This window comes from Streptomyces sp. NPDC045967 (genome assembly GCF_056430495.1).
This window is the reverse complement of sequence record NZ_JBWKLE010000009.1, coordinates 228,625-242,474: the sequence shown is the minus strand read 5'-3', so window position 1 is coordinate 242,474 and position 13,850 is coordinate 228,625. Positions and strand designations below refer to the sequence as shown.

Genomic DNA, 13,850 nt, shown 5'->3' with positions numbered 1-13,850 from the left:
AACGGCCCAATCATCACACTGGTTACGTCCGACCAGGGCATCTCAACAAGATCCTGTTACGAGCTCTTAGGCGGGACCGCCCATTGGCCTTCGCGCCTCACCTAGCCTCTATGGACGCCTGGGTTCTGGTCTGCGGGGCAGCGGAAGTAGTCGAGGTTCTCGCGTACCCAATCGTCGTAGGTGCGCAGGGGTCGGCCGATGATGTCCTGCACGGCCGGTCGTTGGTTACGGGTCCACTGCACGAGTTCAGCGTATCGACTGGCGTATTCCTCGAGTGCGTATAGCGTCACCTCGATTGCGCCGTCGGGCCAGCCGAGGTGTTGCCAGATGGCCCGGCTCTCGTCGGGATGCAGGTCGACGGTGTTGATGGTGCGGCCGAGAGCGGCGGCGATGCTCCGTACCCGTGAGCGTGTACTCAAGGGCAGCCCCACGGCCTCGAGGACCTTCCCCGTGTACTCGTCGTGGAGCAGGGCGGCGGCTGCTACAGCGGCGAGGTCCTCTTCGTGGATAAAGGGGTAGTGGCCGTGGGTGAGGAACGCTTCGTGTGCGGCCGAGTCGGCCTGGATGGTGTGGGCCCAGTTGGCTCCCGTCGCCGGGTAGGTGCCCTCGACCGCGGCGCCCATCACAGCCGATGGCCGGATGTGGGCCCAGGCGATGCCCGAGCCTTCTACCGCCTTCTCGATCGCGAGCCAGAACCAGGTCTCCGGCGGATTGGCTTCCTCGTACTCGGGTCCGTGGGAGGACAGCACCACGACCCTGCGCGTGCCGGCGCCGCGCGCCAACGCCAGAGCCTCTTGGACGGTTGCGGGATGCGCCCCGGCGAGGAACACAGCCCCGGCCTTCTCGAACGCCCGGGCGGACTCGAGCGGCTGGGTGATGGACCCTTTCACGACTTCGACGGGTTCGGGCCAGCCCTCGCACTGGTCCGCCTCCGCCAACACCCGTACGGGTCGGCCCGCTGCCAGGAGTTCTCGTGCCAGGTGGCGGCCGATGATGCCGGTCGGGCTGCTGCCTTCGTCCTTGCGCGGGCTGACGACGGTCAGCAGGCACAGTCCTGCGGACGCCTGTGTCGTTGCATGCTGCTCGAACCATTCCACGACAAGACCTTTCACGCGTGAGCGGAGATCTTGCACCTGGCCCAAGTCCGGGATGGTTCGGCATGTCGGATGAGACCGTGGCTGCGGATCGAAGAGGCCAGCATAGCCTGTGCGAGACGCGCTGTGCCGTGAGGCGCCTACTCCTCTTAACGTGCGTTCGTTTCGCGAAGGCCGTGGCCGGTCAGGCAGCGCTGTGCTCGAGCCGATCAGTCGGTGACGTCGCACGCCCGTGGGGCAGCTCGGAACTCTTCCACCCGCGAAGCCTGCCTCGGAAACTGAGGTCAGGTGAAGGCTTCCGGTCGTCCGATTGCGGGGAACATCAGCTCATGATCCACCGCCCTCACCGCACCGAAGGCGCCTCTGTCTTCGGCGCGCTTCCGCAACAGGACGGACCATCAGGCCACCGGCCGGCACCAGATGGTGACAACCGTCCCGCCGGGTTGGAAACGGAGACTCTTCTGTGCCCGTACTGCGCCGAGGGAGCAGCCGACGGCCAGGCGCGCACCATCGCTGGGGTCGGGGATTGCCTGACGGTGACCTGGCACCACCGCACCTGCCCGCACTATGCAGCCGACTGTGTCCTGGCAGGAGAAGAAGAATGAATCACGCGACCATGCGACAGCCGCGGTCAGAAGACCATTCGCGGGTCCGGGACATCATCGAGCACATCGTTCATGCGGTCGGTGATGGGGATGAAGCCCGCATCTCCACCCTGATCGCCGACCTCGCAACCGTCGCGGACACTGCCGCTCTCTTGCACCTGCGCGAGCGGCTCTGCGCCCGTGGGGTGAACGAGAGGGCGTGCTGCACCGACACGAACAGCACCGAGACGGTCACTCCATTTCCTTCGGTAAGTCAATGACCGGAGGACCAACTGGAGTCCCGGACCGGGTGTTCGCCTTCGACGAGAGCCCGGGAAGGCCAGCGACGACCGACGCCTGTTCGTCCAGCAGCTCGGCGTTGGCCACGCCCCCGATGACATCCATGACAGCGGCGGTCAGCAGGGCCGTGGCCACGTGGTCGAGCGGAAGCCGAGTCGGCAGGCCACCGGCGTTCGACTGCGAGGCATACAAGCAGCGCAACACGGTCGAACGCTGCCTCAACCGCTTGAAACAGTGGCGAGGCATCGCCACTCGCTACGAGAAGACCGCGACCATTTACCTCCGGACTCCCCACATCGCAGGAATCTTCCTCTGGTCCTCACGATGATCGTGGAGTAACCGCGCTCGCATGCTGCTTCTATGATGCGCATGAAGGACGAGGATGCCGCTCCTGGCCGTTTCAAAGACCTGGCTCTGGATGCCATCGACCACCAGGCCCTCGCCGATTGGTGGTGCGCGGCGCGGTTATGAACGGAGCGCCATGGCGATGGCAGTGCGCGACCGCAGCACTGGCCGGTGCCCATCGCTCGGAGCAGGAGCGGTAGCGGCGCTCGATGAAGCCGGTGGGTGGGACTGTTCCTTGACCGCTGCTCTGGGCTGGTCCATGGAGGCCACCTGTGTCTACACCGACGACCTGTCTTGGAGCCCTCGCCCTGCGCCACTCCTGTGGATCCGGCACCGGCCACTGCCTCCGTCGCAGTAGCCGAGCGCTTCACCGCGATCGCCTGCCGCCAGCGCGAGCACCGCCAGCCCAACGCCGACCGCCTCACCGCCGTCCTGCTACCGCCGGGCTGGCCCTGTACTACCGGGCCAAGGCCCCCACGGACCTCTGCCAGAACGACGCCGTCCACACCGGCATGCGGCAGGTCGCCGACGCCCGCCTCGCCCTCGAGGCCAGCCGCGTCCTGGCCCGACGTTCTGGCGACTTCCGCACCGCCCTGGCTGTTGTTCCCACTCTGGGCTGGAAAGGTCGCCACCATCGCGTCCTCGGCGACAGCCGCTGGTCTCAAGCCGACGCCGCCAAGGCCGTCGCCACCTTCGAACCGGCAGCGCGGAAGCGAGCAGCACGGTGCCGCCGGCGAGCGAGCCATGTTGCAGGTGTGCCTCGTCCTCGCCGTCTCCTTCGCCGACCCCACGCGGACCCACGACGAGCTCGCCCTCGTCCACACTCCTCCGAGGGCCCCGGCCAACGCTGCAACACCCTGCCCGCCTGTTATGGCCTCAATAAAGGTCCCCGAACCAACGGCGGCGTCACCCATCGCACCCAGAGTTTGAACGTCGAGGTTGAGGCCGTGGGGCTAGCCTTCCGCGCAGCGGATGGGGCGCTTCTCCCGCTCTAACCTCCTATTATCCGTTCTCAACAAGGTTGGTCATCCACATGTGGCTGACCGACGGAGGACTTGCAGGTGGTGGTCCGCAGTGGTTCCGTCGAGGTTCCGGCCGAAGGCCGCCGCAAGAACGGCGGGGAGGTCGGCCTCCGCGATCTCAACGCGCGTGGGGGCTGACGCCCTTGTCCTGGGCCGCCAGCCGGAGGTGTGTCGATCACTGCGGGTAGCACCAGACACCTGACCGATATCCTGGAGCCGTGAGCGACATCGAGATTACCAACGGGATCGTGGGGGCCGTCTTCGGCATCATCTTCGCCACGCTGTTCCAACAGCCCTTGCAGGACGGCTGGTACAAGCTCCGTCGCACATCAGCGGCCGCGGTACGGAGACTGACCCACCGTGAGGACGGCCCGGTCTCGATGTGGTCGACGTTCTCCCTGGGTCCCCTGACCACGTCCGCGCTGATCGTGGAGGGAGATGGCGTCCACGCCATCGCGCCGGACGCCGTGCGCCTCCAAGTCGTGAACAGGGAGGTGGCCCTGCCGGAAGACATGGCCCCCTGGAGGGCAGAGATCGAAGCCGAGCAGGAGAACCTGCAGGTGCCAGGGAGCCGGGTGCGGATCTGGAACGGCCCCCGCTATGCCGTGGAAAGCCTTGAAGTCTCCCGGACCCCCCTTGAGGAGCACCCGGACATCCTGCTGCGCCTGCGGCCCACTGACTACTTCACCTTCCTCGCCGCGCAGCAACTCGACCGCAGATTCCCCGACGGCACCACTCCGCGCGGCCGCTACCTCGACCCGGGCGACCCGATGCGCGCGCCGGCGTTCCTGCAGTGCAGCTTCGGAGTGAACGTCGCCGTGGTCACAGCCGACCACCTACTGGTCGTGAGTCGGCGGGCTGACCAGGTGCGGTCCGGGCCGAGTCTGTGGGGAGCGTCCGTCAACGAAGGTCTCTCCCGCCACATAGACTCGGCCGGTCGACACGCGCCGGACCTGCACGAGGTCACTCGCCGCGGCATGCGCGAGGAACTTTCTCTCGAACCCCACGAATACACCCTCTCCATGCTTGCTCTCGTCCTGGACGTCGAACGCCGGCAGTGGAGCGCCCACTTCGCCGCCGAGCTGACGGAGCTGACGGCCAACGCGCTGAAATCCCGCCTCACACGCGGCGTGATCGACCGTTGGGAGCACCAAAGCCAGGACTACATCCCCTTCCGGCCTGCGGACGTGGTCGGCCACCTTCTGCGGGCTGACCGTATTCACCATTGGGCACCCGTCGCCCCGGCCTTGTTCCACCTCACTCTCGTCCACACCCACGGCCGGGCAGCCGTCGAACGGGCCGAAGCTCGCGCCGTACGCCGCCTGAACACTCGTTGAGACAGAAGCCCGAACGCCTCGGGGTGTTGAGAATCGACTCGGTCGAGTGAGACGGGGCACCTGTGACCGGCGGCAGCTCGCCGGAATGTCGCATCCGACACCCATCCGGCATCGGTCGTCAGATTCCGACACGAATTTTCTGGCCGCCGTTGGCGGAGATCCCGCAGGCCGCCACTCGGGCGAAACCCTGGCCGCCTACGGGGAGCACTTCAGGGCCCTTGTCACCCGCCCAAGCCCGGCGACGCTTCCAGCCGGAAACAACATCGCCTTGCGATGGCTCGGGACGAGCGAAGACGCAGCGTCCAAGGCGTTCCTGGAACCATCGTGAACCCGCGCATCCTTCCGCGGGCACCTGGGCGGACGGTGATCTGTCCCCCCGACCGGCATACCTGGCCCGGGCTCAGCCGGACGGTGCGCCCAACTGCCCGCAGCGGCCTGTCTCAACCTGAAGACCGAGGGCGAGGTGGCTGAAGACAACCCGAGTGCCCAAGCGATGACGGATCCGGTTTTGCCCGGAGGCGGATCTGGTCCCCCCTATCCCGGCAGGCATGCCGTCGAGGGAACTCCTCCCCGAGCTCAGGCCCGGGGCACCGGAATCGCCTTACAGACCAGGCCTTCACATCGCGGTGCGCAGCCGGCCGGTCCAGCAGTTGGTGACTGCGGCCCATATCGGGGGTGTCGGGCGTGGAGGTGTCTCCTCGCAGGCGACCCCGTCGCCGTCACGGTCGAGGTGACGCCCGTATCCGGGGTCCCCGCGGCGGACCGGGTCAGCATCAGCGGCTCGCACGTCACTGCAGTTGCGGTGACCGACCGCGCTGTTGGAACCGTCAGCGTTGCCGTCGTCGGTGTCGGCTCGGCCGCCGCTGCCTGAACCGGAATGCGGGCCGCCAGGGGCGGGGGGCGCCTGCCGGGGCCCCGAGGTCTGCGCCGCGTCTTCGGACGGGGACAGCACGGCGGGTGCCGGCGTGGAGGCGGCGGGAGGGGTCGACGCCGTTGCCGGAGCGGGGGCCGGGGTGAGCATTGGCGTTACCGTCGCAGTCGCGGTCGTGGTGGCTGTGACAGTCGGCTGCGGGGCGGCCTTGGCGTCGTCCCGCGGCTTCTGCCACCTGGATCATTGCACCGGCCTGGCTGCACCCTTCGCGTCGGCCCGGAGCCGAGTCGGCTCCGGGCCGCGGCCGTGCTGTGCGGCGGCGCTGGTGCGGCAGGCTCACCCTTCCGCGATGACCTCGTCCGCCTGCATGCCCTTCTGGCCCTGCACCGCGACGAAGGACACCTTCTGCCCTTCCTTCAGGCTCTTGAAGCCGTTGCCCTGGATCGCCCTGAAGTGCACGAAGAGGTCGGCACCCCGTGACGAACCACCCCGCCCACCGCCCCCTCCACGGCGGCGCCCCGCAAGCGAGCCGGCCAGGATAGCGTCACCCGCAGGCCGCCCGACCGCGACCGGAAACGTTCGATCAGCCTCCCCCGGCACCGCCAACGGCGCCGTTCCCGGCGCAGTCAGTCGGCCCATCGACGTCCCGAACTCCCCCGCCGTCAGCGCGGCCAGCTCGTCGGTGTCCGTATCCGTGGACCAGCCCGGCAACTCGTCCTCCCCCTCGGCATCCTCGGCCAGGACCAACCACGGACCGTCGAGCCGGAACCGGACGTACCGCCCACGGCGCCCACCACGACCAGCGAGCCCGTCGGCATGGCCACCGGCACCCGATCTTGTCGTGAGCCGCCGTCTCAGACGGCTGGAGCAGCGACCATCACGTCGCCGGGGATTCCGGCCTTCTGCGGGGCGTAGCAGTCCTTGATGCCGGCTGCGAACGTGGCCACGGTGATGCGGTCCTGGGCGTCAGGGGCGAAGGCGTCGAAGCCGGCGTGACAGTTCGCCTCCTCGAAGCCGAGCGCCGTCAGCAGCGATACGAACAGTGGGCGCTCGATCAGGCCGTCCTTGTCGGGGTCGCCGAGTGCGGAGAGCGCCTGGGCGAACTGGGTGGTCGTGGGACCGAAGCGTTCGGGATCGAGCACGAAGGGACGGAACTCCTCCACAGTGATCACCCCGTCGCCATTGGTGTCCAGTTCCGTGGCCAGCGTCGTCCAGTAGCTGCGGAACGCAGCCAAGATGTCGGCCTTGGCACCGTCGTCCGATGCGGCCGCCGCCTTCAGAACAGGTCCGTCATGAGGTCGAAGTCGTTCGCGTCGATGACTCCGTTGCCGGTGACGTCCAGGAGGGTGAAGATCAGCTCGATTCGCTGAGCGGCCTCTGGTCGCATGTCCGTCACCTGTCTTCTGCGGCGGCCCGTGGATCCCGGGCCGGGATCAAATGGAAGAGCACGACGTGTTCGCCTCCGTCTTCTGTCCCCCCGCCACCCCCCACAACCGCACCGCACTACGCCTCTCCCTCCACTGCGACCTCACCGACCACGACGCGGACCGCATCCTCCACGCCGCCGAGACCATCCGCCCCCTGTGCACCCCCCAGGGCTCGCCCGACCCACCCCAGTGGTTCCCCATCAAGGACCAGGCCGTGCGGCAACTTTCTTCGGCGGCCCCCGTCAGGTCCGGCCAACGGTCCTGAACCAGCGACCCGCGGCGGGCTGGAGCAGCACCCGACCGCCTGGGCCGGCCGGGGTGAACACGAGCATGCGGTGACCGTCGAACCATCACGCTGGGATGTCGGAGAGAGGCCTGCTGTACAGCGCGCTGCCCATGGGAGAGCTTTCGCCTGTGACGTGGGCGCGGATGGATGCGATGTAGTCGGCGCGGCTGATGCTGCCGTCGCCGTTGGTGTCCAGGGCCGTGAACGCCGCTTCGGCGTTGGGGGCCGGGTTGTTCAGTGCTGTGCGCAGGGCGGTGAATTCGCGGAGGTCGAGGGCGCCGTCACGATCAGTGTCGGCGAGGTCGAAGAGAGCGCCGTCGCTGAGGCCTTGCGCGCCCGGGCGGCCTTCTTCACACCCAGCTCGCCGAGTCTGCGCTGTGCTCCTCGCTGAGCGGGAGAGCCTCCGTGAGGCGCTCAGCGGGGCGTGTGCGCCCTTGGTTGGGGCAGGTGCTGTTTGATGGCTTACCGGCCGACATGCAAGCAGTTCACGCCTGATGGGAGATTCCTGTATGCCCAGTACAGAAGCCCTGTTGCGACTCACGGTCGCTTCCCTGATGTACGCCACGGGAGAGACGCAGGCCGACCTCGCCGCGGGGTTGAGGCTGAGTCAGGGGCAGGTGTCCAGGAAGCAGGCCGCGTCCGGCAGGGGCTCTGCGTGGACCCTGGCCGACCTCGACCGCCTGTCGGCTCACTACGGCATTCCCGTAGCCGACCTGCTGTGCGGGGTCGATCACGCCGTTTCACGCCTACCCTCGCACCGTCGGGCGGCAATGGTCGGCGGCGTCCAGACCACCATCACCCCCTAGCTGGCTACTGGCGTCGCGGTTCCTCGAAGACGATGGCAACTCGTGGCTCCGGATGCCGCTGCACCGGCGCCTGGGTGCGCAGCCCCAAGGCCCTCAGCGCCCGGTCCACAACACCCCACCGCTTCGTACCGGCCTGCGGCCCGCGCAGGCGGAGCCGGTGCCGGCGTGTCGCACCTGTCGGCGCCCGCCTGACCCGCCCGTGGTTTCCCGACGGGCGGGCCGCCGGAACGAGAGGCGCCCGGCGGGCCGTCGGCCCCGCCGGGCGCCTGTGTGCGCTGTCAGCGGTTCAGCAGGTGATCGTGGATCCGTCCAGAGCGGACTCCGTGGTCACGGCGAACTCTGTCGGCCCGTCGGCCCCCACCCGGAGCAGCGCCGGGGCGCCATCGACCTCCTTGTGGAAGCACATGCCGAAGCCGCTCCGGAACCGGGCCGGGGCCTGTTCCCGGGTGCCGACCGCTTTCCATCCTTCCTTGCTCGTAGTGTCCCAGTAGTGGGCGACCAGAGACTTGGCGTCCATGTCGTGGGTGTAGGCGCTGTTCGCCATCACCCAGGGATCGCCGCTGTCGTCCATGCACTCCACGTAGGTTCGATCCGTGACGGGCGTGGCGCCGGCTGGGACGGCGGGCGCCGCGGCCGAGACCCGGGCCATGCGCTCGACCGCCTTGCTCTCCTGGCACGAGCCCTCCGACCCGTAGAAGAGCAGATACGCCGACCCGGCCAGCAGAGCGAGCCCGGTCGCGCAGCCGACGAGGACGGCCAGGACCACGAACGGTCCGCGGCGGGGGGCTTGTGTGGTGATCAAAGGTTCCCTTCCTATTTTCTCCGCAGCACGCCGTTGTAGTAGTAGACGCGTGCGAAGAAGTAGAGGGTCGCCCAGAACACGCCCCAGGTGTACCGGCTCAGCATGGCCCACCAGTTCCGCACGGCAAAGCTGCGGGCGACGGAGTTGTTGTGCTGGTCGATCTGGGTGTCGCGTCCGGTCTGGCCCCACTCATGCGCGTCTCCCAGCCTCTTGGCCGCTCGTGCGCCGAAGTAGAAGGTCAGGCTCGCCTGCCACATCAAGTGCCGGATCGCGTTGTTCTTCGCGCCGCTCCGGAAGGTCGCGAGCAGCATTCCCGAAATCGCCAAGGCGAGGGCGCGGCCGCGCCATCCGAGCGACATGCAGGCGTTGGCCTCGATGATCTTCTTGCGCCAGGACGTGGACATCCGGCCGTCCAGGTCCCGCTGGTTGACCGGGGCCGCGTTGGCGTACTCGTACGCGTTGGCGCTGCCGCCATCGACCGGGTCCGAGGAGAGGAAGCGGCCGGTGGACGGGTTGTAGAGGCGGGCGCACATCAGGGTCAGACCGCTGGGCGTCTCGCCGGAGCGCTGTTGGAGACCCGGTCCTTGGCGTCGCACTCGGTGGTCTCCGTGATGGCTAGGTGTATTGCCCAGTGACGTTGGGGACGCGGCTGGCGGGTGGTTTGCCTGCGAGTGCGGTGTGTCCGCGGTGGTGATTGTAGGTGTGCAGCCACTGCGGGAACGCGTCGCGTCGTTCCTGCTCTGAGCGGTAGGGGCGGGCGTAGGCCCACTCGTCCAGGAGGGTGCGGTTGAGGCGTTCGACCTTGCCGTTGGTCTGGGGCCGGTAGGGCCGGGTTCGCTTGTGGGTGATCCCGGCCGCGGCCGGCGTGTTGCGCCAGAGGTGGGACTTGTAGCAGGAGCCGTTGTCGGTCAGGACGCGTTCGACGCTGATCCCGACGCTGGTGAAGTAGGCCTGCGCCCGTTCCCGGAAACCGGTGGCGGTCTCCTTCTTCTCGTCGGCGTGGATCTCCGCGTAGGCGAGGCGGGAGTGGTCGTCGACGGCGGTGTGGATGTACTGGTAGCCGGCGCCGGACTTCTTCTTGCGGCCCGCCGGGCGACCGAGGACCTTGTGGCCGCCGCCGTCGGGGATGCTGCCGAGCTTCTTGATGTCCACGTGGACCAGTTCGCCGGGCTTCTCGCGTTCGTAGCGGCGTATGACGGTGCCGGTGGCCCGGTCCAGGTGGGTGAGGCGGGCGATCCGGTAGCGGGTCAGGACGCGGTGCACGGTCGAGGCCGGTATGCGCAGGAGTCCGGAGATGTGGGCCGGTCCCCAGCGTCGCAGGACGCGGATGTTGATGATCCGGCGTTCGGTGCGCGTGGGGGTCCGGCGCGGGCTGTGGTGCGGGCGGGAGGACCGGTCGGCCATCCCGGCCTCGCCGAGCATGCGGTACCGGTCCGCCTACCGCTGGGCGGTGGTGGGCGAGACCTGGAAGCGTTCGGCTGCCCGGCGGTAGGTCCAGCCGTCCTCGACCACGCAGCGGGCCAGCCGCAGACGTCCGGTCTCGGTCAGGGGTGCATTACGGGGGGCATGAGGGCCTTTCGGTCGGTGTAGACGTCGCAATCCACACCGCACCCGGAAGGCCCTCACCCGTTCAAGAAGCCTCAGCCGAGACCTGCGTCACCCGTCCACAACCTCCCTGGACGGAACACCTAGCACCGCCCGCTGGGCATCAGTGACCGACAACGGCGGAATCTTCGGACCAGGACGACTCATGCCCAATCAACGACAAATCTCCGACTCGGGTCACTAAGGGACTCCCCCGCCCGCCGCGGAAGCGGGGGCGGCGGCAGAGGCGAAGGCGGTGGCCCGGAGGCAGCCGCGGTCCGTCATCGGCTCCGACGGCAGACCCGTGCCTGATGTGGCTAATATCCGCATAAATGGGAGAATCAACCTATTCGTGGGATGGCGCGCGTACCCGCCGGCCATCACCGTCACAGGACAGGCAGGCCAGATCATGGCGAAGAAGCCGGAGTCGTCCCAGCCCTCACACGGCGAGGGGCCGAGCAGGCACCAGGGCAAGCACCAGCACGGCTGGGCACCGGATGTGGACGAGACGCGCCAGCAGGACAACCCGAGCGCACACCGTTCGTTCCATACGGACGAGTACGCCCCCGGGAAGGGCCCGGGCCGGAAGGTCTCCCGAGAGGAGAAGGCGCCGGTCCCGGGTGACACGGCCAAGAGCCTCAGCGACCGGGGAGAGGACCACGCCAAGGCGGGCGAGGAGGAAGGTATGCACGACCGGGGCCGCAAGGGCCGATCCCAACGGCCCAGCGGCAGCAAGGACGCCTCGGCCTTCACGGGCGTGGACCCGCAGGACCCGCCCGACAAGCACAAGCGGGGTTAGAACAGCCCGGCTCGCGCCGCCGCCCCCTGCGGCGGCGCGGTCAGGTGGCGGTCAGCAGATCCGGGGCAGCTGCTCCCCGATCGGCAGGTCGACCACCCGTGTGCCCCCGAGGCCCGTGCGGGCCACCACCATGCCGGGATGTGCCTCCACCGCCTCACCGATCACCCTCGCCGCCGCGCCCAGGGGGTGCGCGCGCATCGCGTCCAGAACCGCGTCTGCGTGCTCGCGGGGGACGAACGCGACCAGCTTGCCCTCGTTGGCCACGTACAGCGGATCCAGGCCCAGAATGGCGCAGGCATTGGCCACGGTCGGCGGGACGGGAACGCTGCGCTCCTGGATGACCACACCGGTGCCCGAAGCGGCCGCGATCTCGTTGAGCGCGGCGGCCAGGCCTCCGCGGGTGGGATCCCGTAGGACGTGCAGGTCCGGCGTGACCGCCAGCATGGTCTCGACGAGTCCGCCGAGAGCCGCGCAGTCGCTCTCGATCTCGACGCCGAACTCCAGGCCTTCGCGCACACTCATGATCGTCACTCCGTGGACGCCGATGTCGCCGCTGACGATCACCACGTCGCCGGGGACGACGCGCTGCGGCCGCAGGTCCACCCCTGCCGGGATGAGACCGATCCCGGAGGTGTTGATGTAGATGCCGTCCCCGTGACCGGCTTCCACGACCTTGGTGTCCCCGGTCGCGATTTCCACTCCCGCTGCCCGCGCGGCCGCCCCCATGGCCTCGGCCACGCGTCCCAGCACGGCGACCTCGACACCCTCCTCCAGGATGAAGCCGCAGGACAGGTACGCGGCCCGGGCGCCGCTCATGGCCAGGTCGTTGACGGTGCCGTTGACGGCGAGGTCACCGATGCTCCCGCCGGGAAAGAACAGCGGCCGCACGACGAAGGAGTCGGTGGAGAAGGCCAGTCGGGCCCCGCCGAGCGATACGGCGGCTGAGTCCCCCAGCTGAGCCAGGACCTCTCCGCCGAAGGCAGGCGCGAAGATGTGCCGCACCAGTTCCGCGGAGAGTGCACCGCCTCCCCCGTGGCCCATCACCACGCGGGGATGGTCGCGCAGCGGGGCCGGACAGGTCCAGGCGGTGAGGTCCGGCGCACGGAGATCGGTGATGTCAGGCAACGGGGCTCGCCTCCAGGGGCGCGGTGGTGGTGTCGAGGCGCCGGTAGAGGTAGTACGCGGCACAGGCCCCCTCGCTGGAGACCATGGTGGCCCCGAGCGGGCTGCGGGGGGTGCATGTGGTACCGAACGCCTCGCACTCGTTCGGCTTCAGCAGGCCTTGCAGCACCTCGCCGCTACGGCACTCGGCCGGCTCCTGGGTGTGGATGCCGGTCACCGAGAAGCGGTACTCGGCGTCGTAGTCCCGGTAGCGGGGGGACAGCCGCCAGCCGCTGTCGGGGATCACTCCGATGCCGCGCCAGGCCCGGTCGGTGACCTCGAACACGTCCTCCAGCATGGCCAGGGCGGAGGGGTTCCCTTCGGGCCGGACCGCACGCGAGTAGGCGTTCTCGACCGTGTGCTCGCCGCGCTCCAGCTGCCGTACGGTCCGGCGTACGCCTTCCAGGATGTCCAGCGGCTCGAAGCCGGTGACCACGATGGGGACGCGGTACCGGTCGGCCAGCGCCGGATACTCGCCGACGCCCATGACGCTGCAGACGTGTCCGGCCGCGAGGAAGGCCTGGACCCGGCAGTCCGGGGACTGCATGATCGCCTCGATCGCCGGGGGGACCCGCACGTGGGACACCAGCAGGCTGAAGTTCCGGATGCCCAGCCGGCGGGCCTGGTGGACCGTCATGGCGTTGGGCGGCGCGGTGGTTTCGAAGCCGATGCCGAAGAACACCACCTCGCGATCCGGGTTCTCCCGGGCGACCCGCAATGCGTCGAGCGGGGAGTACACCACCCGTACGTCGCCACCCTCACCACGGACCTGGAACAGGTCGCGGCCGGTGCCGGGGACACGGAGCATGTCCCCGAACGAACAGAAGATCACCTCGGGGCGGGAGGCGATCTCCAGCGCCTTGTCGATGACCTCCAGCGGAGTGACACACACAGGGCAGCCCGGCCCGTGGATCAACTCCACCAGATCGGGTAGGAGTTGATCGATGCCGTGCCGGATGATCGTATGCGTCTGTCCCCCGCACACCTCCATGAGGGCCCATGGTCTGGTCACCGTGGAATGGATGTCGTCGAGCAGGCGCCGGGCCAGGTCCGGGTTTTGGAACTCGTCGATGTACTTCACTTCTGGGCCTCCTGCGGTGCTTCGCTTTCATCAGGCCACGGGGCTCCGCCCGCCTCCGCGGCCAGTTCCCACGGATCTCCGAACTCCTCCTGGAGCATGCCGAGAGTCTCGAAGAGGTCGAGCGTCTGACGCGCCGACTGCTCGTCCAGGCGCTGGAGGGCGAACCCGACGTGCACGATGGCGTACTCGCCGACCTGCAGGTCCGGCAGGTATTCCAAGCACACCTCCTTCACGACGCCGCCGAAGTCGACGGTGGCCATACGCGTGCCGTCACGAACCTCGATGTCCATCACTTTCCCGGGTACCGCCAGGCACATGGGGGTTCTCCTCGCTGTGGTGGTCCCTGCCCCC

Annotated in this window: 15 protein-coding genes and 3 pseudogenes; 6 read left to right on the top strand and 12 right to left on the bottom strand. The window is 68.6% G+C overall.

The features are described from left to right. Positions 1 to 101 precede the first annotated feature (101 nt). Positions 102 to 1,097: an SDR family oxidoreductase gene (locus tag AC07FY_RS20045; RefSeq protein WP_479007954.1), complete on the bottom strand. Its 996-nt coding sequence runs from the start codon at positions 1,095 to 1,097 to the stop codon at positions 102 to 104. Between the two features lie 598 nt (positions 1,098 to 1,695). Between AC07FY_RS20045 and AC07FY_RS20040 the strand changes: the two genes are divergently transcribed. Further along, positions 1,696 to 1,959, top strand: a complete 264-nt coding sequence (locus AC07FY_RS20040) for a hypothetical protein (protein ID WP_479008020.1) — start codon at positions 1,696 to 1,698, stop codon at positions 1,957 to 1,959. Here the strand turns inward: AC07FY_RS20040 and AC07FY_RS20035 are convergent. Further along, positions 1,931 to 2,083, bottom strand: coding sequence for a hypothetical protein (locus tag AC07FY_RS20035; protein ID WP_479008012.1), 153 nt, complete (start codon positions 2,081 to 2,083; stop codon positions 1,931 to 1,933). The two genes, AC07FY_RS20040 and AC07FY_RS20035, sit on opposite strands and share 29 nt — an antisense overlap. Before the next feature lie 34 nt (positions 2,084 to 2,117). Here AC07FY_RS20035 and AC07FY_RS20030 point away from each other — a divergent pair. Together AC07FY_RS20030 and AC07FY_RS20025 are read left to right on the top strand one after the other, a co-directional pair. Further along, positions 2,118 to 2,306, top strand: a pseudogene (locus tag AC07FY_RS20030) (IS5/IS1182 family transposase); the annotation flags it as partial. Positions 2,307 to 3,563: 1,257 nt separating this feature from the next. Further along, the gene (locus tag AC07FY_RS20025) at positions 3,564 to 4,682 is read left to right on the top strand and encodes a hypothetical protein (protein WP_479007952.1); all 1,119 of its coding nucleotides are present in this window, start codon (positions 3,564 to 3,566) and stop codon (positions 4,680 to 4,682) included. A gap of 616 nt (positions 4,683 to 5,298) precedes the next feature. Here the strand turns inward: AC07FY_RS20025 and AC07FY_RS20020 are convergent. The 3 genes and pseudogenes from AC07FY_RS20020 to AC07FY_RS20010 form a co-directional block, all read right to left on the bottom strand. Next, positions 5,299 to 5,703 (bottom strand): excalibur calcium-binding domain-containing protein, encoded by a 405-nt coding sequence (locus AC07FY_RS20020; protein ID WP_479007950.1) that lies wholly within the window; start codon positions 5,701 to 5,703, stop codon positions 5,299 to 5,301. A 186-nt stretch (positions 5,704 to 5,889) separates the two neighbouring features. Next, entirely contained in the window at positions 5,890 to 6,090 is a 201-nt protein-coding gene (locus tag AC07FY_RS20015) for a cold-shock protein (protein ID WP_479008011.1), read from the bottom strand. A 317-nt stretch (positions 6,091 to 6,407) separates the two neighbouring features. Further along, positions 6,408 to 6,940, bottom strand: a pseudogene (locus tag AC07FY_RS20010) (EF-hand domain-containing protein). 50 nt (positions 6,941 to 6,990) lie between these two features. Here AC07FY_RS20010 and AC07FY_RS20005 point away from each other — a divergent pair. Next, complete coding sequence (locus AC07FY_RS20005; RefSeq protein WP_479007948.1) at positions 6,991 to 7,245, top strand: hypothetical protein; 255 nt, start codon at positions 6,991 to 6,993, stop codon at positions 7,243 to 7,245. Between the two features lie 85 nt (positions 7,246 to 7,330). Here AC07FY_RS20005 and AC07FY_RS20000 read toward each other — a convergent pair whose 3' ends face one another. Next, complete coding sequence (locus tag AC07FY_RS20000; RefSeq protein WP_479007946.1) at positions 7,331 to 7,807, bottom strand: EF-hand domain-containing protein; 477 nt, start codon at positions 7,805 to 7,807, stop codon at positions 7,331 to 7,333. Between AC07FY_RS20000 and AC07FY_RS19995 the strand changes: the two genes are divergently transcribed. Beyond that, positions 7,776 to 8,072 (top strand): helix-turn-helix domain-containing protein, encoded by a 297-nt coding sequence (locus AC07FY_RS19995; RefSeq protein ID WP_479007944.1) that lies wholly within the window; start codon positions 7,776 to 7,778, stop codon positions 8,070 to 8,072. The genes AC07FY_RS20000 and AC07FY_RS19995 overlap by 32 nt on opposite strands. Positions 8,073 to 8,358: 286 nt before the next feature. Here AC07FY_RS19995 and AC07FY_RS19990 read toward each other — a convergent pair whose 3' ends face one another. The 3 genes and pseudogenes from AC07FY_RS19990 to AC07FY_RS19980 all read right to left on the bottom strand — a co-directional run bounded on the left by AC07FY_RS19990 (position 8,359) and on the right by AC07FY_RS19980 (position 10,473). Beyond that, entirely contained in the window at positions 8,359 to 8,874 is a 516-nt protein-coding gene (locus AC07FY_RS19990) for a hypothetical protein (protein WP_479007942.1), read from the bottom strand. 11 nt (positions 8,875 to 8,885) lie between these two features. Next, entirely contained in the window at positions 8,886 to 9,470 is a 585-nt protein-coding gene (locus tag AC07FY_RS19985) for an RHS repeat-associated core domain-containing protein (protein ID WP_479007940.1), read from the bottom strand. A gap of 19 nt (positions 9,471 to 9,489) precedes the next feature. Next, positions 9,490 to 10,473 (bottom strand): annotated as a pseudogene (locus AC07FY_RS19980) (IS481 family transposase). 394 nt (positions 10,474 to 10,867) lie between these two features. On the opposite strand from AC07FY_RS19980, the gene AC07FY_RS19975 reads away from it, so the two are divergent. Beyond that, on the top strand, positions 10,868 to 11,257 hold the full coding sequence (locus AC07FY_RS19975) for a hypothetical protein (RefSeq protein ID WP_479008009.1): 390 nt from the start codon (positions 10,868 to 10,870) through the stop codon (positions 11,255 to 11,257). 51 nt (positions 11,258 to 11,308) lie between these two features. On the opposite strand, the gene hypE is transcribed toward AC07FY_RS19975, so the two are convergent. Genes hypE through AC07FY_RS19960 form a run of 3 tightly spaced genes read right to left on the bottom strand, consistent with a single transcriptional unit; the run spans position 11,309 to position 13,816 of the window. Then, positions 11,309 to 12,382, bottom strand: a complete 1,074-nt coding sequence (gene hypE / locus AC07FY_RS19970; RefSeq protein ID WP_479007938.1) for a hydrogenase expression/formation protein HypE — start codon at positions 12,380 to 12,382, stop codon at positions 11,309 to 11,311. Further along, entirely contained in the window at positions 12,375 to 13,499 is a 1,125-nt protein-coding gene (gene hypD / locus AC07FY_RS19965; RefSeq protein WP_479007936.1) for a hydrogenase formation protein HypD, read from the bottom strand. Before hypD ends, hypE begins: the two co-directional genes overlap by 8 nt. After that, positions 13,496 to 13,816 carry a HypC/HybG/HupF family hydrogenase formation chaperone gene (locus AC07FY_RS19960; protein ID WP_479007935.1) on the bottom strand — a complete coding sequence of 107 codons (321 nt, stop codon included), beginning with the start codon at positions 13,814 to 13,816 and terminating at the stop codon, positions 13,496 to 13,498. Before AC07FY_RS19960 ends, hypD begins: the two co-directional genes overlap by 4 nt. Positions 13,817 to 13,850 lie beyond the last annotated feature (34 nt).

What these genes read in the sequence shown, in the direction of transcription:
- AC07FY_RS20040 (WP_479008020.1), top strand. Translation starts at nt 1,696, where the DNA reads ATGAATCACGCGACCATGCGACAGCCGCGGTCAGAAGACCATTCGCGG.
- AC07FY_RS20035 (WP_479008012.1), bottom strand. Translation starts at nt 2,083, where the DNA reads ATGGATGTCATCGGGGGCGTGGCCAACGCCGAGCTGCTGGACGAACAG.
- AC07FY_RS20020 (WP_479007950.1), bottom strand. Translation starts at nt 5,703, where the DNA reads ATGCTCACCCCGGCCCCCGCTCCGGCAACGGCGTCGACCCCTCCCGCC.
- AC07FY_RS20005 (WP_479007948.1), top strand. Translation starts at nt 6,991, where the DNA reads ATGGAAGAGCACGACGTGTTCGCCTCCGTCTTCTGTCCCCCCGCCACC.
- AC07FY_RS19995 (WP_479007944.1), top strand. Translation starts at nt 7,776, where the DNA reads ATGCCCAGTACAGAAGCCCTGTTGCGACTCACGGTCGCTTCCCTGATG.
- AC07FY_RS19975 (WP_479008009.1), top strand. Translation starts at nt 10,868, where the DNA reads ATGGCGAAGAAGCCGGAGTCGTCCCAGCCCTCACACGGCGAGGGGCCG.
- AC07FY_RS19960 (WP_479007935.1), bottom strand. Translation starts at nt 13,816, where the DNA reads ATGTGCCTGGCGGTACCCGGGAAAGTGATGGACATCGAGGTTCGTGAC.